General features: G+C 57.4%; 15 protein-coding genes. 6 read left to right on the top strand and 9 right to left on the bottom strand.

What is annotated here, in order from left to right; genetic code table 11:
- Positions 1 to 104: 104 nt before the first annotated feature.
- The 3 genes from ACR3EJ_RS04195 to ACR3EJ_RS04185 all read right to left on the bottom strand — a co-directional run bounded on the left by ACR3EJ_RS04195 (position 105) and on the right by ACR3EJ_RS04185 (position 4212).
- A complete protein-coding gene (locus ACR3EJ_RS04195) occupies positions 105 to 536 on the bottom strand; it encodes a universal stress protein (protein ID WP_010443038.1) in 432 nt (143 codons plus the stop codon).
- Complete coding sequence (locus ACR3EJ_RS04190) at positions 533 to 3142, bottom strand: TRAP transporter permease (protein ID WP_170542428.1); 2610 nt, start codon at positions 3140 to 3142, stop codon at positions 533 to 535. The genes ACR3EJ_RS04195 and ACR3EJ_RS04190 overlap by 4 nt, the downstream gene beginning before the upstream one ends.
- 107 nt (positions 3143 to 3249) lie before the next feature.
- Entirely contained in the window at positions 3250 to 4212 is a 963-nt protein-coding gene (locus ACR3EJ_RS04185) for a TAXI family TRAP transporter solute-binding subunit (RefSeq protein WP_010443036.1), read from the bottom strand.
- Positions 4213 to 4456: 244 nt separating this feature from the next.
- Here ACR3EJ_RS04185 and ACR3EJ_RS04180 point away from each other — a divergent pair, with 244 nt between their 5' ends.
- Together ACR3EJ_RS04180 and ACR3EJ_RS04175 are read left to right on the top strand one after the other, a co-directional pair.
- On the top strand, positions 4457 to 6847 hold the full coding sequence (locus ACR3EJ_RS04180) for an ATP-binding protein (protein ID WP_170542430.1): 2391 nt from the start codon (positions 4457 to 4459) through the stop codon (positions 6845 to 6847).
- Positions 6844 to 7461, top strand: coding sequence for a response regulator transcription factor (locus ACR3EJ_RS04175; RefSeq protein WP_170471203.1), 618 nt, complete (start codon positions 6844 to 6846; stop codon positions 7459 to 7461). The genes ACR3EJ_RS04180 and ACR3EJ_RS04175 overlap by 4 nt, the downstream gene beginning before the upstream one ends.
- Positions 7462 to 7739: 278 nt before the next feature.
- Here the strand turns inward: ACR3EJ_RS04175 and ACR3EJ_RS04170 are convergent, their stop codons facing one another.
- From ACR3EJ_RS04170 to ACR3EJ_RS04160, 3 genes are read right to left on the bottom strand one after another with little or no spacing between them, the layout of a single operon-like run.
- Positions 7740 to 8738 (bottom strand): ABC transporter substrate-binding protein, encoded by a 999-nt coding sequence (locus ACR3EJ_RS04170; RefSeq protein WP_170542432.1) that lies wholly within the window; start codon positions 8736 to 8738, stop codon positions 7740 to 7742.
- Complete coding sequence (locus ACR3EJ_RS04165) at positions 8717 to 10084, bottom strand: sensor histidine kinase (RefSeq protein WP_170542434.1); 1368 nt, start codon at positions 10082 to 10084, stop codon at positions 8717 to 8719. The genes ACR3EJ_RS04170 and ACR3EJ_RS04165 overlap by 22 nt, the downstream gene beginning before the upstream one ends.
- Complete coding sequence (locus ACR3EJ_RS04160) at positions 10074 to 10742, bottom strand: response regulator transcription factor (protein WP_170542436.1); 669 nt, start codon at positions 10740 to 10742, stop codon at positions 10074 to 10076. The genes ACR3EJ_RS04165 and ACR3EJ_RS04160 overlap by 11 nt, the downstream gene beginning before the upstream one ends.
- Positions 10743 to 10851: 109 nt before the next feature.
- On the opposite strand from ACR3EJ_RS04160, the gene ACR3EJ_RS04155 reads away from it, so the two are divergent.
- The 4 genes from ACR3EJ_RS04155 to ACR3EJ_RS04140 all read left to right on the top strand — a co-directional run bounded on the left by ACR3EJ_RS04155 (position 10852) and on the right by ACR3EJ_RS04140 (position 15074).
- A complete protein-coding gene (locus ACR3EJ_RS04155) occupies positions 10852 to 11832 on the top strand; it encodes a Bug family tripartite tricarboxylate transporter substrate binding protein (protein WP_170542439.1) in 981 nt (326 codons plus the stop codon).
- A gap of 69 nt (positions 11833 to 11901) precedes the next feature.
- The gene (locus tag ACR3EJ_RS04150) at positions 11902 to 12384 is read left to right on the top strand and encodes a tripartite tricarboxylate transporter TctB family protein (RefSeq protein WP_170542441.1); all 483 of its coding nucleotides are present in this window, start codon (positions 11902 to 11904) and stop codon (positions 12382 to 12384) included.
- A 1-nt stretch (position 12385) separates the two neighbouring features.
- Positions 12386 to 13897: a tripartite tricarboxylate transporter permease gene (locus ACR3EJ_RS04145; protein WP_170542443.1), complete on the top strand. Its 1512-nt coding sequence runs from the start codon at positions 12386 to 12388 to the stop codon at positions 13895 to 13897.
- On the top strand, positions 13887 to 15074 hold the full coding sequence (locus tag ACR3EJ_RS04140; protein WP_480422702.1) for a CaiB/BaiF CoA transferase family protein: 1188 nt from the start codon (positions 13887 to 13889) through the stop codon (positions 15072 to 15074). Before ACR3EJ_RS04145 ends, ACR3EJ_RS04140 begins: the two co-directional genes overlap by 11 nt.
- Before the next feature lie 199 nt (positions 15075 to 15273).
- Here the strand turns inward: ACR3EJ_RS04140 and ACR3EJ_RS04135 are convergent, their stop codons facing one another.
- Genes ACR3EJ_RS04135 through ACR3EJ_RS04125 form a run of 3 tightly spaced genes read right to left on the bottom strand, consistent with a single transcriptional unit; the run spans position 15274 to position 18970 of the window.
- Positions 15274 to 16761, bottom strand: a complete 1488-nt coding sequence (locus ACR3EJ_RS04135) for a heme biosynthesis HemY N-terminal domain-containing protein (RefSeq protein WP_170542447.1) — start codon at positions 16759 to 16761, stop codon at positions 15274 to 15276.
- A 10-nt stretch (positions 16762 to 16771) separates the two neighbouring features.
- Positions 16772 to 18202 (bottom strand): COG4223 family protein, encoded by a 1431-nt coding sequence (locus ACR3EJ_RS04130; protein ID WP_480422700.1) that lies wholly within the window; start codon positions 18200 to 18202, stop codon positions 16772 to 16774.
- 54 nt (positions 18203 to 18256) lie between these two features.
- Positions 18257 to 18970, bottom strand: coding sequence for a uroporphyrinogen-III synthase (locus ACR3EJ_RS04125; RefSeq protein WP_170542451.1), 714 nt, complete (start codon positions 18968 to 18970; stop codon positions 18257 to 18259).
- Positions 18971 to 18987 lie beyond the last annotated feature (17 nt).

Here is an 18987-nt window from a genome sequence, read left to right as displayed (position 1 = left end):
CAATCAGGACAAACTCACCCGCAGCCTTGCCATCGATGAGCGAACTGGCTGCCCCGTCGAAAGCAACCAATCTCAAGTTCCCAGCCCCCTCCGGTCCGTTCGATTTATCGCACAACATATACCGAGGTATGCGAATGACGGACGACCCGGGCCGCGTTTGGACCAAGCAGATAATCCTTAAAATCAGGCTTATGCGCACCGATCACGATCAGGTCTGATCCCGCGCTTTCGGCCGTTTTCAGTATTTCCTGATAGGCGCTGCCTGTGGCCACCACATGGCGAACCTGTGCATTGCGTTCCTCACCCAGCGTTGCGGCGCAGAGGGCGACCAGCTTTTCATGAGCCTCTTCAATCACCTTTTCGTGGTGGTGGGGTTCGAAGAAACTGCTGACGAACCCCTCTCCATAGTCGGGCGTCACCGTCACCACATCCAGCCGCGCACCATCCATCTCGGCCAGCGCTGCGGCGCGTTCTAGGACAGCAACATCAAGATCGCCATTGCTGATATCCACGGCGCACAGAATAGCTTTGGTCATGCGGGTTCTCCCTGTTTTGCGGCGCGGCCGCGCTGGAGGAAGGCGACAAGACCCAACAGGATCAGCGCCGGGATAAAGATCAGCTCTTTCGCGGGTTGGCTTTGCGGAGCTTGAATGCTGGTGATGCGAACGGCATCGTCAGCATAATAGTCGAACATATCCAGCTCATCCGCGACCGGCGTACCGAACATCGGCTCGTCGAGCTTGACCAGACCATCCTCTTCCAGCGTCATCAGACCCAGAGCGTCGACGCGTGCTGTACCGTCGGCCCCTTCCGGAATGTCCAAAACAACGGTGGTTTCGGTCATATTGCCGGTGTCAAAGTCCGGCCCCGCGACCTCAATCCGCATGGTGCTGCCGGGTGCGGCCTCACCCACGGCCTGTGTCAGCTGTGCCGGCTCGATCTGCGCAAAGGGCGGTGCGATGCGGTTCATGAAGAAATCCGGACGGAACAGCGCAAAGGCGATCAGAATCAGCGCCACGCTTTCATAGATGCGGTTCTTAGTCAGGAACCAGCCCATGGTACCGGCGGTAAAGATCAGGATCGCGATGGTGGCGGAAATGGCCACCAGAATACCCTGTACCCAGCCCACATCGATCAGCAACAGATCGGTGTTGAAGATGAACACAAATGGCAGCGCCACGGTGCGCAAGCTGTAGAAGAAGGCGGTGAAGCCTGTCTTGATCGCATCCCCGCCAGAAACAGCGGCGGCGGCAAAGCTCGCCAGACCCACGGGTGGTGTCACATCAGCCATGATGCCGAAGTAGAACACGAACAAGTGCACCGCGATCAGTGGCACGATCAGCCCGTCCTGCGCACCCAGTTCGACAACCACACCCGCCATCAGCGAGCTGACAACGATGTAGTTCGCGGTGGTCGGCAGACCCATGCCGAGGATCAGGCTCAGCAGACCGACCAGCGCCAGCATGGCGATCAGATTACCGCCCGACAGGAACTCGACCAGATCGGCCATCACCTGACCCACACCGGTCAGCGTCACCGTGCCTACGATCACTCCCGCAGTTGCGGTGGCCAGCGCGATACCGATCATGTTGCGCGCGCCGTCGATCAGCCCGTTCCACAGGTCAATGACACCGGCCATGAAGGCGTTCGCTGTGTCGCTTTCGCCGCGGAAGATGGACTTGAGCGGCTTCTGCGTGAGCAGGATCACGAACAGAAGAGAGGTTGCCCAGAAGGCCGACAGGCCGGGTGATTTCTGTTCGATCATCAGGAAATAGACCAGCACGATGATCGGCAACAGGTAATGCAGACCAGCCTTGTAGATCTCGGCGATCACCGGCAGTTCGACCTCTTTGGCATTAGGATCGTCAGGCACCAAGTCCTCTACTCCGGAGGCCAGCCAAAGTAGGACAAGATAGGCCAGCACAATCAGCGCCGACAGGACCAGCCCCGACGCGTCGGGCATGAGCGCAACGATCGCCTTGATCGGGTACTGAATGCCGTAGCACAGCCCGGCAAAGCCCACGAAGAACAGCGCCATGCCGCCAATCGTACGACCCATCGAAACAACGCGGTCGCCCAATGTCGGCATGTTCCGCTTCACCGCTTCAAGATGCACGATATAGACCAGCGCGATGTAGGAAATTGCAGCAGGCAGGAATGCATGGGTGATCACCTCAACGTAGGAGATGCCTACATATTCCACCATCAGGAAGGCCGCAGCGCCCATCACGGGCGGCATAATCTGACCGTTCACGGATGAGGCAACCTCGACCGAGCCTGCCTGTTCGCTAGAAAAGCCTACACGTTTCATTAGCGGGATGGTGAACGTACCGGTCGTCACAACGTTTGCGATGGATGACCCCGAGATCAGGCCGGTCGCTGCCGAACCCACAACAGCCGCTTTGGCCGGGCCACCGCGCAGGTGTCCTAGTGCGCCAAAGGCCATCTTGATGAAGTAGTTGCCCGCGCCCGCCTTATCCAGCAGTGCGCCGAAGAGCACGAACAGGAAGACGAACTTGGTTGAAACGCCCAGCGCGATGCCAAAGACACCTTCGGACGTGATCCACATATGGCTCATCGCCTTTTGCAGGCTGGCCCCTTTCCAGCGGATCACCTCGGGCACCCACTCGGAGGAACCGAAAAAGACGTAGGCGAGAAAGATCGTGGCAATGATAGCCATCGCAGGGCCAAGCGCTCGACGCGCGGCCTCAAACAGCAGCAGTAGGCCGACAAGGGCGAACCATTTGTCGGTGTCGTCTGCAAGGCCGCCTGCATCAACGATCTTTTGGTAGAAGAAATAACCGTAAAGCGCCAGGAATGCGCCGACGATCCCCATAATCCAGTCTTGAACAGGGATATAGTTTCGCGGGCTGGATTTAAGCGCCGGATAGGCCGAGAAGGCCAGGAACATCGCAAAGGCCAGATGTATCTGGCGCGAGTTATTCACCACGCTGCCCGGCAGCAGGTAATTCGATAAGGGAGAGGCCAGAACGACCTGAAACACCGACCACAAGACCGCAACGATCGCTAGAAACAGCCCGACATTTCCCGCCGGATCACGCGCGCCTGCATCTGATGAGGCAACCAGTTCCTGAAGCTCTTCTTCGGAAAGAGGGCGGTTGCCCTGTGTGTCGGAACTCATGTTGGTATCTCCCTGTCCTTCGGCCTTGGTTTTTGCAGCCGTCTTGTCTCCGGTTTAGCCCGGATATGAATCGGGGCGCCCCGAAAGGCGCCCCGTGTCAGGTCTGGTTACTGAATCCAGCCTTTTTCTTTATAGTACTTCTCTGCACCTGGATGCAGCGGTGCCGACAGGCCATCCGCAATCATCTCTTCCGGTTTCAGGTTGGCAAATGCCGGGTGCAGCTTTTTGAAGTCATCGAAGTTCTCGAAGACTGAGCTGACAACCGCATAAACCGCATCTTCGGAAACGTCTGCCGAGGTCACAAAAGTCGCGCCTACACCAAAGGTCGATGTGTCGCCGTCCGAACCACGGTACATACCACCGGGGATGGTAGCGGTACGGTAGAACGAGTTGTCACCCACCAGCTTGTCAACCGCATCGCCACTGACATTCACCAGAACCGAGTCGCACGCGGTGGTTGCTTCCTGAATCGATCCCGAGGGGTGACCCACGGTGTATACCATCGCGTCAATCTGGTTATCACACAGAGCAGCAGACTGTTCAGCCGCTTTCAGCTCGGTCGCCAGTTCGAAATCGTCGGTGGTCCAACCCATCTCACCCAGCAGAACTTCCATGGTGCCGCGCTGACCGGAACCGGGGTTGCCGATATTGACGCGCTTGCCCTTCAGGTCTTCGAAATTCGAGATACCCGCGTCGGCACGCGCCACAACCGTGAACGGCTCTGGGTGTACCGAGAACACGGCACGCAGGTTCTCAAACGGGCCGGCTTCTTCGAATTTCGAGCTGCCGTTATACGCGTGGTACTGCCAGTCCGACTGTGCCACACCAAACTCAAGCTCGCCTTCCCGAATGGTGTTGATGTTGTAAACCGACCCCCCAGTCGACTCCACCGAACACCGGACCCCGTGCTCTTTCCGGCCCTTGTTGACCAGACGGCAGATCGCGCCACCCGTCGGGTAATATACACCCGTAACGCCGCCAGTTCCGATCGTGATGAATTCTTCTGCATATGCCGCTGGTGCCATCAGGGCCGCCGCGGCAAATGCGGTGATTGAGGATTTCTTGAACACTTTGACACTCCTGTTGTCAGTCTTTTTTAATCTGTTGGGGTGCCTGAAACCTTTCAGAACACAACACAAAAAATCGCACTGGAATCAGGCCCCCCGATGAATAAGAGGAAAGCGAAACCAAACAGCAGGTGTCTATACGGTTGATTACGTATAGGCTTGGATTCGAAGATAGGGGAATGAGGGTAATCGGCCGCAGGTCGCGTCTTAGGTACCGATACTTGTATTAAGGTCGTTTGGACAGAATTTGGACCACGCAGGACATCAAGAACTTCGTCCAGATCATGCCGAACCCGCGCGCAGGCGCAGGTCGCTGCGCGCAACGCTTGCATTGTGCCTGGGTGGGTTGCAGTTTCTCGCGATCCTTTCCGTCATCCTGTCGACCTTTGTCAGCTCGGAAAACGCGCTTTTGCGGCAATCGCGCAATTCTCTGAACGAGGTTAGCGTCAACGTCATCGGGCAGGTCAAAAGTTTCCTGAACCCAGCCCGGCAAGCATTAGATGCTACGAGGCGTCTTGCCGAAAATGACGTTCTGGACATCAGCGATGCCACCGTTTTGGAAAGCCATTTCTTCCAGCAGCTTCAGGTCGCACCACAGCTTGCTGGGATGTATCTGGCCGATGAGACGGGCAGGTTTGTCTATGTGATGCGCGCAGAAGAGGCCGGGCGCTATCGCACCAAGTACGTTCCGCCATTTCTTGATGGCACTACCGAGCATCCCGCCGATTTCAAATGGCGCAACGATCAGTTTACTCTGCTTGAGACGGCGGCCACCGACACCGATACCTATGAGGCGCGCAGTAGGCCTTGGTACCGAATGGTCTCTGAGACCAAAGCGCCGATCTGGACAGAACCCTATATCTTCTTCACGACGCGCCAGCCGGGGATCACCTATAGCGTGCCGATCTTGGACGAGGATGGAAACATCCGCGCCATTTTGGGTGTCGATATCCAGATCGACGCCCTGTCGGGGTTCCTGCTGGATATCTGGTCTGAACGACGAGGCGCCGCGCTAGTTTTGAACGAAGATGGTGCGGTTCTGGCACACCCAACGCTCGTGTTGATCCGGCAGGAAGCCCATATGGAAGCGCCCGAGTTGACCCGGGTGGATCAGATCGCTGACCCCATCGCGCAAATGGCGTTCGGAGATGTGGTGCAAACCGATCTGAGCGACACTGAGGGTCCTGTCCACACGGATTTCCAGCTAAATGGTCAAGACTATGTGGCGATGTTAATCGAAGTGTCCGAGCCGGGGCTGCGTTGGCTAATCGGCCTTTATGCGGCCGAGGACAACTTTATTGGCGAGATCAAGAAGAACCGGACACAAGGCGTCTGGATCGCGCTGGCCATCGCCATTCTGACCGGCGCAATCGGGCTTGCCATGGCCGATCGGATCTATGCCCCGGTGCGCACCTTTGCCAGTCAGAGCCAGCAATTGTTCAGTGGAGAGATCACGCCCGAAGAAGTTTTGCACAGCCCTTATCGTGAGCTGGAAGATACCGGTGTGGCTCTGACGCAAGAGGTCAAACAACGTCAACGGTTCGAAACCGCCTATGGCCGCACCTTCGATCTGGCCTCGCGGGGGATGGCCCAGATCTCGCCCGAGACGGGGCGGTTTCTACGGACCAACGAACAGCTGTGCGACATCATGGGGTATCAGCCGGAAGAACTGGAGAAGATGACGCTGGCCGACATTCTGCCCGAAGACGGTCATCAGATTGCGGTCAAGTTCCGCGAAACCCTGCTGCAGGATTCCGAGTTCATAATCGAGAGCCAGTTTATCCGCAAAGACGGATCACCGATCTGGCTGCGGGTCAACGCAATCCTGATCCGCGATGAAAGTGGCATACCCGATCACGCAGTTGCCATTATCGATGATGTGAGTGATCGGAAGCAGGCCGAGGATGAGGCCGGCCGCCTTAGCCGCGATCTGTCCCATGTGGCGCGGGTCAACTTGATGGGTGAGATGGCATCCGGGCTGGCGCATGAGCTGAACCAGCCACTTAGCGCGATCTCATATAACGTTGACGCTGCGAAGATCACGTTGGATGAAATCGGCGATCCCGATCCTGAACTGACCGAGATCCTTTCGGATATCGACCGCCAGTCTCGCCGCGCAGGCGACATCATCCGCGCCCTGCGCGAAGTGGTGCGAAAGGATCGCGGACGTCAAACCCCGTTTGAGCTGAGCGGGCTGATCCGGCAAACCGTCAGTCTGATGGAGGCCGAGGCGAAACTGCATGAGATCAAGTTGCATTTTGAGGAATCCGGCCTTCCCCCGGTGATCGGAAACCGGACACAGATCGCGCAGGTGCTGGTCAATCTGCTGCGCAATGCAATTGATGCTCTGGCGCGTGATCCGGTCGCGAAAGGCCAGATCAACATTATGACCCGAACCACAGATGAAATGGTCGAAGTCCATGTGCAGGACAACGGTCCTGGCGTCAGTGATGATGTCACTTTGTTCAATACATTCGACACGCAAAAGACCGACGGAATGGGCCTGGGCCTGTCCATTTGCAGGACCATTGTCAAAGCCAACGGCGGAACGATTTGGTATGAACCCACCGAAACAGCAGGCGCATGCTTTTGTTTCACCCTGCGCCGCAGTGACTTATCCGAGGAAAATCAGGAATGATCTTTGATCCGCAGGTTGTATACATCGTCGATGACGACGAAGATGTGCGTATCGCCCTGTCGCGCTCCCTCAGCAAACGTGGGATGCAGGTCGAACACTTTCCGGATGCACAGGCCTTTCTGAACCAAGTGCATGAAGATGCAAAAGGATGCCTGATCCTTGATTACGGAATGCCGGGGATGGACGGGCTGGAATTACAGGACCATCTGAACCGGCGCGACTCGACCCTCCCGGTCATATTCATTTCAGGCCATGGGGGCATTCCGGAATCGGTCCGCGCCACAAAGGCAGGCGCAATTGACTTTCTGGAGAAACCATTCGACCTGCAGGTGCTGGTTGAACGAATTCAGGCCGCTTTCGAACTTGGCACAAAACTGCGCACCGATAAAACAAGGCGTCAGATGCTTGCAGATAAGCGCAGACTTTTGACCGAGCGCGAGGAACAGGTGCTGCAGCATATTCTGACCCACCCCTCGCGGACATCTAGCAAAGAGATTGCCACTGCACTGGGAATAAGCCCTCGCACGGTGGAAATTCATCGGGGACGCATCCAACAGAAGGTTGGTGTGAAAACGACCATCGAGCTGTATGAGCTATTTGGGCAGACGCACTGATGGCAAGTGTTACGACGTACACGCCCACAACTTGATTTGGCGCAGCAGTAATACTGAGCCTTGGTCCTAGGCATCCTCTGCGGATGTGTAGCAATTATTCATCGAGCGCCTGTGCTTAGATGCGTTATCCTGCGAGGTCGGCAAAAGTCGAAAGGCAGATGCTGTTTGGCTTGCGAATTGCGTCTTGCAGATCATATTGGCATTTTCGATACCGGCCCGCCCAATGCGACGGCAACATTGGCAAACGGAACCGATTGGTACAATCGGCCCCTGCATCACTATTGGATAACAGCGTTTTCCCAGGCCGAGATGAACTTTCTGCGTTTCAATACGTCCAGATAGGTCAGCAGCGCAGGGTTTAGTCCGATTGCCTCCTGTTCGCTATCGGCGGATGCAGACAAGACCGGCAGAGGCGAACGCTCAGGACTTTGTGCCGTACCGTTAATCAGATAACGCACAAATGCTTCGGCAACCTCAGGTTTTTGTGTCGCCTTAGAAACCATGACCGTTCGCATCATCGTAGTCTGGAAATCAGACGGCAATATGATTTCAAGAGCACCCTCACCTTCAGTCTGAGCCGCCGCGTAGCTGCCCAGCACGTTATAGGCGACCAGAACTTTCCCGTCGGCCAGATCGCGGATCATATCGCCGGAGCAGCAATATAGCCGGACGCCCAGACCGCCCATCACCTCCATCAGGCGCCAATAGGTTTCCGACGCACGCGCATCCTGCGTGGCGAACAGATAGCCCAGCCCGGATTGTCGTACGTCATAAGTTCCAACCTTGCCTCGAAACACCTCGGGCCGTTCTCGCAGCGCTTCGATCAGGCCCTGACGCGTTTGCGGGATGGTTTGGCCTTCGAAAGCTGCGCGGTTGACCACAATGGTGGCGGGCTCGGAGGTAAAGGCAAACAGACTGTCGTGCCACTGCGCCCAAGCAGGAATGGGCATACCGTCCAGAGGCAGTGCAAACCCGTCATTGGCGAGTTTCAATTGCAGGTCCATGGCACTTGAGATGACAACGTCAAATGCATCAGGTGTTGCTCGAACGCGCTCATAGATGTCGGCAGTCCCTGACACCAAATATTCGACACTAAATATAGGGTTTCTTGCAACAAACTCTTCGATGAACGGTGCGAACAGAACGGTGTCGGTACTCGATATGACACGCAAGGGCGTGCCCTCGGCGCCATCGTTGAACAAACGGCGATCTTCCCAGTCGTCGGCGGTTCCAACATGCGGAAGCAGCAAAAATATCAGAGCGATAAAATAACGCATGCGCCGCCCTCTGATTGATTGGTCAGAACCAGCGTGCCGCCGTGGGCTGTTGCCACGTCCTGTACAATGGTCAGCCCCAAGCCCGAACCAATGGTCCCTGTGGCGTTCTGGCCTCTCTCAAACCTGCGGGTCAACGTGTCAATCTCATCAGGCGGAAACCCCGGGCCAGAATCTTTGACGCTGATCTGGATCTGAGGCGTTGCGGTGACGTTGATTTCAACGGTGCTGTCGGGGGGTGCGTATTTCAGAGCGTTGTCGACCATGTTACGCACGGCGTTCTGCAACAGGATCGGATCACCTGAGTACTGAACCGAAGCGTCACCCGTCAGAGACAACGAAAGGTCTTTCATTTCAGCGATGGGCGTCAGGCGCTGCACAAGCTCATGGGTCAAAGCAACAAGATCGAGGTCTTCTCGTTCCAGATGATCGGCCCGGAATGTGATCATGGCATGATCCAGAAGTTGCCCTGCCGCCCGAGAGCTTTCGTCAATAGCCCGCACCATCGCACGCAAAGCTTCGCGATTTTCCTTGCGTTCGACGCGTTGCAAGGTCGCCTCGGCATAGGACCGGACAGTCGCCAACGGAGTACGCACCCGGTGCGCCGCCTCTGCGATGAAATCTTCCGATTGGCTGAGAGACTGATCCAGCCGCCCCATCAGGGAATTCAGCGAAGACACCAGAGGTGCCATTTCCTTGGGCACCGGTTTTCGGAACGGGCTCAGGTCCTGCGGTCCGCGACGGGTCACCGAGGTGGTTAGCTTGTTTAACTGTCCGATGGTTGCTGTTGTAACCCAAAAAGACAATGCCGCGGTCAGCACAAAAAAGCCGATCCCCAGAAAGGCCGCATTGCGCGAGATCTGATCCAACGTTTCGGCCAGTGCATCCTGCGTCTGCGCAAGCGCGACCTCGATTTCGGTCTGACGGCCCAGACCGACCAATGTGCGGCTGGCGTTGACCTGCCGAACGCGCTCACCCCGAAGCTCACCCGCATTGAAGGTCCAGTTGCCATCCCTCGTATCTTGGGCAAGCTGAAGATCGTCATAGCCCGATATGAATGCACCATCCTGATAGATTGCATAGAACACTCGGTCATCTGACGGGGTCGCCAGCATAGAAAACGCGGCATAGGGAATATCGATCTCGAGCTGCCCATCACGCAGCGCAGCTGCATCCAGGATCGAGGCCGCCGACGCACCAAGGATGTTGTCCTGCCCCTGCTGGGCCACTTGCGCTGCATAATTTCGGACCGCGAAGAACAGTAGAACGGCCAATAATGCCGCGCCGCTGATCAGCGCCAGCACAAGCCGGTTTCTGAGCGATCCATAAACAGCCGGACTAACCGTCATGGTCCAGCCTGTAGCCCAGCCCGCGCAACGTGGTGATTTTCAGTTCGGATTTCTCAAGGTGCTTGCGCAGTCGACCCACATAGACCTCAATCGCGTTGTCCGAGATGTTGTCGTCGTAAGAAAACAACCTGTCGGCCAGCTTCTGTTTTGAAAAAACCTGACCTGGCGCGTTTATGAACAGCTCCATCATCCGCAGCTCGCGATTGCGCAAGGATATCGTTTCTCCCCGCACGCTCAAATGGCCTGCGACAGGGTCAAACACGATCCCGCCGACCTCGATCCTTGATTTGGCAATACCTGATTTGCGCCGCAAAACGGCCCGGCAACGGGCTTCTAGCTCGGCGTGATCAAAGGGCTTGGTCACATAGTCATCTGCCCCCAGATCGAGCGATCCGATTCGATCCGAAACCTGACTGCGCGCGGTCAAAACGATAACTGGAGTATCCGGATCACGGGCCCGATGACGCTGCAAAAAGTCCCGCCCATCTCCATCGGGCAGCATGATATCCAGCAGGATCAGATCATATTCCTCGATCTCAGCATAAGCCGTTGCATCGTCCAATTTCTCTGCATGATCAACGACATGACCATCCAGGCGCATGCGCGCACACATCGCATTTGCAAGATCCAGGTTATCTTCGACCAGAAGGAATTTCATGAGGGCTGGGGCGCTTCCTAACGCGTGACAGGTTGATGTCAGGTTCGTGTGGTTAAACTTCAGAATAATCTGAGCCGCCCCGCGGCCGGATGTCAAATGGGAGGACATCATGACAACATTCAAACTGGGCCGTCGTGCCCTGATCGCAGCCGTTGCTGCCGTTGGTCTAACCGGACCCGCATTGGCGCAAGACCAGGTCGTGGACAGCATCCACTTTCTGATCCCCGGTGGCGCCGGCGGCGGTTGGGACGGAACCGCACGCGGAACTGGCGAGGCCCTGACCAATGCAGGTCTTGTAGGCACGGCCTCCTACGAGAACATGTCAGGCGGCGGTGGCGGTAAAGCCATCGGTTATCTGATCGAAAATGCCGAAAGCAATCACGGAACGCTGATGGTCAATTCGACACCCATCGTAATCCGGTCTCTGACGGGCGTGTTCCCGCATAACTTCCGCGACTTGACTTTGGTATCGGGCACCATCGGTGACTATGCGGCAATCGTTGTTGGCAAGGACAGCCCGATCAACTCTATGGCAGACCTACTGGCAGCCTATGACGCCGATCCAGGTGCCACCGCCATTGGCGGCGGCTCGGTTCCGGGCGGCATGGACCATCTGGTGGCAGCCATGGTGATGGAAGCAGCCGGCAAAGACGCGCTGGGCGTCAAATACATCCCTTACGATGCAGGCGGTAAGGCCATGGCGGCACTGCTGTCTGGCGAAATCGCAGCCTTGTCGACTGGCTTCTCGGAAGCTGTCGATCTGGCCAATCAGGGTGAGGTGAAAATCATCGGCGTTACCTCTGAGGAGCGCGTAGACGCGGCACCCGACGCCCAGACGATGAAGGAACAGGGCATCGACACCACCTTCGTCAACTGGCGCGGTTTCTTTGCGGCACCCGGACTGCCCGAAGACAAGCTGGCCGCCTATCAGGACGCCATCACAAAAATGTATGATACACCTGAATGGGAAGAAGTACGCGCGCGCAACGGTTGGGTGAACATCCACAACTCGGGCGACGACTTCTCTGCTTTCCTTGAAGATCAAGAAAAGCAGATCAGCGATCTGATGAAGAAACTGGGCTTCCTCTAAAGGCGGCTTCGGCAGAGCGGTCCTCCGCTCTGCCCCCAAACTCACAACAATAATACGGGAGGGGACACCATGGCGCTGGATCGCTGGATCGCGCTTGTTCTGCTGGGGATTTGTCTAACCTATGGCTATGCAGCCTGGTTCACGATGGACGGCAGCCTGCCCCCTTTCATGCAAAGGAACCCGATATGGCCCAGCACCTTCCCCAAGGTCCTGTCCATACTGGGGATAATCGCTTGCACAATCATCCTTCTGGGCTTTGAGAAAAGTCAAATAAAAGAGGCGGATATCGACTATCGCCGCCTTGGCGAATACCACCTTGGGCAGGCGATTTCGCTGCTGGTTCTGATGGTCGTCTACGCCCTGTGTCTGCGCCCCGTCGGATTTCTGATCGCGACATCGGGCTTTTTGATTATCGGCTCGTACATTCTGGGTGAACGTAAGTGGCATATCATGGTGCCTGTGGCCCTGATCGCAACCGGATCTGTCTGGTATCTGGTTCAGGAAGTTCTTGGAATTTACATGCGCCCACTGCCCGGCGTTTTCGGAGGCTGACATGCTTGAAGGACTTCTGATCGGTCTGCAAACGGCCTTTTCGCTTCAAAACCTATTGATGGTCATCGCGGGGTGCCTGATCGGTACATTCATCGGCATGTTGCCCGGGCTGGGGCCAATGTCGATCATCGCGATCATGATCCCGGTCGCAATTTCGATGGGAGATCCATCCGCTGCTCTGATCCTTCTCGCGGGCGTCTACTATGGCGCGATTTTCGGTGGCTCAACTTCTTCCATCCTGCTGAACGCGCCGGGGGTCGCGGGCACAGTGGCCTCAAGCTTTGATGGCTATCCTATGGCGCGACAAGGCAAAGCCGGTAAAGCGCTGACCATTGCTGCGATCGCAAGTTTCGCAGGAGGTACGATCGGGGCAATCTTGTTGATGGTATTCGCCCCGGCGCTGTCTTCCGTCGCGCTGTTGTTTCATTCCGCCGAATATTTTGCGCTGATGGTCGTTGGCTTGTCAGCCATTGCGGCATTTGCCGGTTCAGGTCAGGTGGCAAAGGCGCTGATCATGACCATTCTCGGCCTGATCATGGCCACCGTTGGCGAGGGTGCGCTGTTCAACCTGCCGCGCTTCACCATGGGCATCATGGACCTGCAATCCGGCTTTGGCTTCATCACGCTGGCCATGGCAATGTTTGCCTTGCCCGAGGCGCTTTTCCTCGTCCTCAAGCCCAAGAATCTGCAAGGCGATGATGGTGAAATCAAAGATCTGCGCATCACCAAAGACGAGGCAAAAGCCATCGCGCCGGTTATTGGACGCCAATCGACTCAGGGCTTTTTCATCGGGGTCCTGCCGGGCGCGGGTGCGACTATTGCGAGCTTCCTTGGCTATGCGGTCGAGCGCAATATCGCGCCAAAAAAAGAGCAGGAAGAATTTGGAAAAGGCTCTATTAAAGGGCTTGCGGCACCTGAGGCGGCAAACAACGCGGCCTGTACCGGTTCGTTTGTGCCGCTGCTGACATTGGGCATTCCCGGATCGGGCACCACCGCGATTCTGCTAGGCGCGCTAATCGCGCTGAACGTCACACCCGGCCCGCGTTTGATGATCGACGAGCCGCAGATCTTCTGGGCGGTAATAATGTCGATGTTCATCGGTAACCTCGTCCTGCTGATCCTGAACCTGCCACTGATCCCCTACATCGCCAAAGTGCTGGCCGTTCCGCGCAACTATCTGATCCCGTTCATTCTGTTCTTCACCTTGATGGGTGCATATATCGGCCAGAACAACGCCACAGAACTGTTGATACTGGTCGGTTTCGGGGTCTGCGCGACGGCTCTTAAGTTCGCGGATTATCCACTCGCTCCCCTGCTGATTGGCTTTATCCTTGGTGGAATGATGGAGGACAACTTCGCACGCTCCATGCAGCTTTACGATGGTATCGGGTTTATCTGGGAGCGCCCGATGACGCTGGCGCTACTGGTCGTCGCTGTGCTGTTGGTGCTGCTGCCCAGCTACCGCGCCCGCCGAGCACGGGCACGGGCGGCCGGGATCGCCGATGGCGACTGAGCCACTCTCAGGGGTCCGCGTCCTTGACCTGACCAATGTTCTTGCGGGCCCCTATTGTTTCTATCAACTTGCCCTGATGGGCGCCGAAGTCATCAAAGTTGAACGCCCCGGCAGCGGGGACCTGGCCCGAGTGCTGGGCGCGGATCCTGAACGCAACAAGGCCGGAATGGGCATTAGCTTTCTAGCTCAAAACGCCGATAAAAAGTCTGTTACGCTGGACATGAAGGCCGAGCAGGGGAAGGCGCTACTCAAAAGGCTGGTTCAGACCGCCGACGTTCTGGTTGAGAATTTTCGCCCAGGTGTCATGGATCGACTGGGGTTGGGTTATGAAGTTCTGCGCAACGAAAATCCCAACCTGATCTATTGCGCGATCAGCGGATTCGGTCAGGACGGACCGAGGCGTGACGATCCCGCCTATGACCAGATTGTTCAGGGTATCAGCGGTGTCATGTCGATCACGGGCGCCCCCGATACGGCACCTAACCGGGTCGGCTATCCTCTGGCAGATACTGTGGGCGGATTGACCGCAGCCTTTGCCATCAGCGCGGCCTTGAACGCCAATCCACGCGGCGCATTTCTGGACGTCGCGATGACCGAGGCCGTTGTCTCGACAATGGGTTGGGTCGTGTCGAACTATCTCTTGGGGGGCGTGCTGCCGGGTGCCCATGGCAACGAAAACACCACCTCGGCCCCTTCCGGTACCTTCGCCACGTCCGACGGTCCGATCAACATCGCGGCCAATCGGGATGAGCAATGGCAGGCCCTGGCAAAGCATCTAAACCGAGACGATTTGCTGACCCATCCCAACTATCAGACCCGTGAGGATCGCAAACAAAACCGGCATGCCCTTCGGCAAGAACTCGAACGTGTGTTGATCGCCCGTCCGGCCGAAGATTGGGTTCGCGAATTGAATGCGCTCGGCGTACCGACGGGGCAAGTTTTTACGGTGCCTGAGACTTTGTCAGACAAACAATTGGATGGGAGGGGATTGATAGCGAGCCTGTCAGCTCACGGTGAAAACATGCGCCTCGCAGGCAGTCCGATAGTCATGGACGGTGAGCGGAGAACTCCCCAAGCTGCCCCGCCTACCCTTGGTGCCGATAACGCTGCGATCTGGTCCGAGCTTGGCTTATCTGACGCAGAGATCGACGCACTAAAACAAGAAGGGATCATATGAATGACGTGACCGATCGGGGTAGACGGCCTCTATTGCCAAGGAACCCGTGCCGATCGGCTGAGTTGCCAAACGATTGAAAGCCTGGTTGGGGCTGTTGGCGTCGCAGAAATGACTGATGATACGTAATAGCAAAGAACCCACCACGCCTGATTACAGCTCAAAGCTTGCTAATGAACAGCCCTAACGAAGTATCGAACCGTTAGGCCCGTTTCTCTTGCTCGATTTCAACGGGCTCGGCGTTTACTTCAATCACTTCTTCCGCCTCTGGCTCGTCGACTTCTGGTTCTTCCTCGGCTTCCGATTGATCCTCAAGCGCTCCGACGATCAGCGGCAACATGTGCACACCCGTCGCACTGGCGATTTCAGGCGTCTGCGGTGTCTGCCAACTGAGCGTGTCGAAGCTGCCACAGTTCTGGCAGACTGGACCCCATTCAGGCTGAATATCGTGGCAATTGTCGCAGACCCATTGCGGCCCGCGCGGCGCGTTCAACGCCTTGGCCAGCCAACCCTGAACCACTGCGTCCGAGACACCCTCTCCCCGTTCAATCGCAGCCATCAGCGTATAGGCTCTGGCATCCCCCTGCTTTTCAACCACATCGCCCAGCGCGCGGCGCGCTTCGGGAAAGTCTTCGGCAACGATGTTGAGCTCGGCCAGGATCAGGCGGGTCTCCATGTTCTCCGGGTGAATCCGGGTCAGCGCCGTGAACCGCTTGACGCGTTGATCTGGCGTTTCATCCGGCGCAATCTCGGCAAAGGCATGGGCCAGATCGGGATGAGGCTGAACCTCCCATGCCTTTTTGATAATTTTGGTAGCCGCGCGCGGTTTGCCCTTTTTGATATAGGCCCGCGCGGCCATAGCGGCCGCCGGCACTAGATCGGGCGACAGGCGGTTCGCCTCAATCGCGTGTTCCTGCTGTTCGACCGTTGCCGTATCATCCAGCAGCACCTTGGCCTCGGACAAGGCCAAGACCGCATCGCGCCGCTTGAACACATCGCGCGGCAGATACCCGGCCTTCAGCTTTGACGTCAGCGTGGACCGCGCCCCAGCCCAATCCTGCGCCTTGGTCTGCAAGTTCAGCAGCACATCCTGCGTCTCTTCGTGCCGAGGCTTCAAGGCCAGAGCCTTCTCGGCCAGCTTGCGTGCGGTTTCATCGTCACCTTCAGCCAGTTTCTGCTTCATGATCCCGCGCACGCCGACAAATCGTGTGGCGTTGTTGGTGACCAGCTTCTTGTAGGTCTCTGACGCTTTCTTGGTATCGCCAGTCATCTCAGCGGCCTGCGCCACTAGAAGATTGGTCAATTCCGGCTTGTTCAGCAGTTTCTCGGCCTTGTTGGCCTTGGTCATCGCCACGCGCCCTTCACCCGAGGCCAGCGCCATCAACCCATCCGCCAACGCCTGATATCCGCGCTTTTCCCGGCTACGATCGAAATACCGCGACAGGGCGGTTTCATCACCGTTGAGGAATTTCAACGTCGCAATCAGTAGCGTCAGCAGTTTGAAGAACAACCAGACCGCAAACACCAGCACGCCCAGCGCGATCACCGATTGCAGCGGACCAAGCGTGTATTCCGTGCCCGCGACGGTGATCTGCACCCCGCCGGATGATTCCATCAGGAACCCTGCACCCATGGCCAGCAGGCCGATAATCGCAACAAAAACAAGGATCTTTAACAATGACCACAGCATGGCAGGTCCTTCAGTTCGAGTTCAGGCTTGAAGCAAGCGTATTTGCGGCCTCGACGGCTGAGACCCGCGTCTGCGCCGCCTGCTCCCAGTCCGCCAATGCGGTCTGCGCCGCTTCGGGCAGTGATTTCAGTTCGGTCAGCGCATTTGAGACATCACCATCCGCCAACGCCGCCTGAGCGCGCGACAGGACTGCGTCCGGGTCGTCCCCCTCTTGCGGTGTCACCGACCGCGCGCCCGTCTGGCGCTGCAGGAAGGCAACCAAGCCGGTCCCCTTGTTGGCATCGCGTGCATCGGCGAGCGCAGTGCGCGCAGCAGGGGCAAACGTCGAGCGCAAGACTGAGAGCGTCTCAACCCCGTCCGTCGCTGACGCAGCCAAAGCATCCGGCACGTCAACACCCCCGGCTTTCAACTCAGCAACCAGTTCTTCATAGGGCTGACCGGCATCCAATTGGCCATGCAGACGCGACAGGATTGCAGCGTTGGTCGCCGCGCGAGCCTCGGCTGAGGCCTTCGCCTCAAGCGCCTGCGCATCTGAGACCATCTTTTCCACTTCGCTTCGCTGCGAGGCCAGGGAATCCTGTAGTTTCTTCAACTCTGCCTCGAACGCGGCGGTCGCCTCGGGCGAGACATTTGCCTCAAGCGGTTGTTTCTCAAGCGCGGTCAGGCGTTGCTCCAACGGATCGACCTTACCGGTCAGACCTTCGACACTTGTCTTCACGGCACCCAGATCGCTTTCGACCGGCGTTAGCTTGTCAGACAAAGCCCTGATCTGATCCGAAAGGCCCGAGACATCGGGGCCATCAGCAAGAGATTTGGTCAGTTGGGCAATCTGATCGGATTGTTCCGCTAGCTTCGACTCGAGCGCGGAAATCGCGTCCGAGCTATCTGTCCCACTGGATAAAAAACCGCCACTGCCCACGGCAAACCCGATTCCGGCCGCAACAAGGCCGCCCAGCAGCGCCGGAACAAACCCGCCGCGCTTTTCGACGGTGCGTTCGACTACTTTCTCTTCCGCAGGTGCAACCTCTTCGACAGGCTCAGAAGCGGCTTCGGCTTCGGCTTCGGCTTCGGCTTCGGCTTCGGCTTCGGCTTCGGCTTCGGCTTCGGCTTCGGCTTCGGCTTCGGCTTCGGCTTCGGCTTCGGCTTCGGCTTCGGCTTCGGCTTCGGCTTCGGCTTCGGCTTCGGCTTCGGCTTCGGCTTCGGCTTCGGCTTCGGCTTCGGCTTCGGCTTCGGCTTCGGCTTCGGCTTCGGCTTCGGCTTCGGCTTCGGCTTCGGCTTCGGCTTCGGCTTCGGCTTCGGAAGTCAGCTCGTCCGCAGCATCCTCCGCGTCAACGGAATTCTCATCCGAGACTGCTTCACTTTTGGTTTCGGTGGCCTCTGCCACCTCTTCTACGTTGGGGTCTTCGACCGGCTCCTGATCGGGTTTCTTCTTATCAGCCACCGCGTTAATCCCCTTATCGATTCCCAAAACACATGAACAACAGACTTGCCCAAGTTAATCCGCACCCGGCGCGCTCTCAACCCGCATCACGTGATTCAAGAGTTTTTTCACGGCTTTCTGCATTTTGTCCGGTGTCGGTTCATCCGCGATCTTCAGCCGTTCAAAACGTAGTGTTTTAAGGGGTTCTGCGGCGGCCTCGCTGATTGCGGCCAGCCACAAAGGCGCAGATCCGGCCCAAACGTCGGCAAAATGTCGCGCTGTGCGGGGCGAAAACAGCGGGGCGATGATGGGTTGGTTGTCCTCGGCGGCCTGTGACGCCTCATCACTCAGCGGCAAAAGCTGTTGTCGATAGATCAGTTGTTCTCGGGTGGTCAGGCCGGATTCCGTCAGACGTTCGGCCACGTTGCCACGGCTGTGTTCTCCGCGCAGATGAAGCAGCGGGATGCCTGGCTTGAATTTCAGTAGATTGGACACCAGTTCTTGTGCCGTCGCACCCAGATTATGCGCGTCCCATCCCGCTTCCTGCGCGGTCTGCGTGGTCGCCGGACCAACGCAATAGGCGGGCAGGCTGCGATCCACATTCAATAGGGCAGCGGCGTTCACACCATTTGCCGAGGAAAAGATCAGCCCAGCGGACTCATCAGACTCAACCGCGACCGTCAGCGGTTCGATCTTTAACAAGGGTGAATGGATAACTGCAACTTGCGACCGAATGTGGTCCGGCAGTTGCGCAACGAACCTGTCCGAGGCGGCGCGAGGGCGGGTCATCAACAAATACAACGGTC

This window comes from Ruegeria sp. AB11, assembly GCF_056536325.1.
This window is presented reverse-complemented; position numbering and strand designations above follow the sequence as displayed.

What these genes read in the sequence shown, in the direction of transcription:
- ACR3EJ_RS04195 (WP_010443038.1), bottom strand. Translation starts at nt 536, where the DNA reads ATGACCAAAGCTATTCTGTGCGCCGTGGATATCAGCAATGGCGATCTT.
- ACR3EJ_RS04125 (WP_170542451.1), bottom strand. Translation starts at nt 18,970, where the DNA reads ATGACCCGCCCTCGCGCCGCCTCGGACAGGTTCGTTGCGCAACTGCCG.
- ACR3EJ_RS04140 (WP_480422702.1), top strand. Translation starts at nt 13,887, where the DNA reads ATGGCGACTGAGCCACTCTCAGGGGTCCGCGTCCTTGACCTGACCAAT.
- ACR3EJ_RS04145 (WP_170542443.1), top strand. Translation starts at nt 12,386, where the DNA reads ATGCTTGAAGGACTTCTGATCGGTCTGCAAACGGCCTTTTCGCTTCAA.
- ACR3EJ_RS04155 (WP_170542439.1), top strand. Translation starts at nt 10,852, where the DNA reads ATGACAACATTCAAACTGGGCCGTCGTGCCCTGATCGCAGCCGTTGCT.
- ACR3EJ_RS04150 (WP_170542441.1), top strand. Translation starts at nt 11,902, where the DNA reads ATGGCGCTGGATCGCTGGATCGCGCTTGTTCTGCTGGGGATTTGTCTA.
- ACR3EJ_RS04160 (WP_170542436.1), bottom strand. Translation starts at nt 10,742, where the DNA reads ATGAAATTCCTTCTGGTCGAAGATAACCTGGATCTTGCAAATGCGATG.
- ACR3EJ_RS04190 (WP_170542428.1), bottom strand. Translation starts at nt 3,142, where the DNA reads ATGAGTTCCGACACACAGGGCAACCGCCCTCTTTCCGAAGAAGAGCTT.
- ACR3EJ_RS04170 (WP_170542432.1), bottom strand. Translation starts at nt 8,738, where the DNA reads ATGCGTTATTTTATCGCTCTGATATTTTTGCTGCTTCCGCATGTTGGA.
- ACR3EJ_RS04135 (WP_170542447.1), bottom strand. Translation starts at nt 16,761, where the DNA reads ATGCTGTGGTCATTGTTAAAGATCCTTGTTTTTGTTGCGATTATCGGC.
- ACR3EJ_RS04165 (WP_170542434.1), bottom strand. Translation starts at nt 10,084, where the DNA reads ATGACGGTTAGTCCGGCTGTTTATGGATCGCTCAGAAACCGGCTTGTG.
- ACR3EJ_RS04175 (WP_170471203.1), top strand. Translation starts at nt 6,844, where the DNA reads ATGATCTTTGATCCGCAGGTTGTATACATCGTCGATGACGACGAAGAT.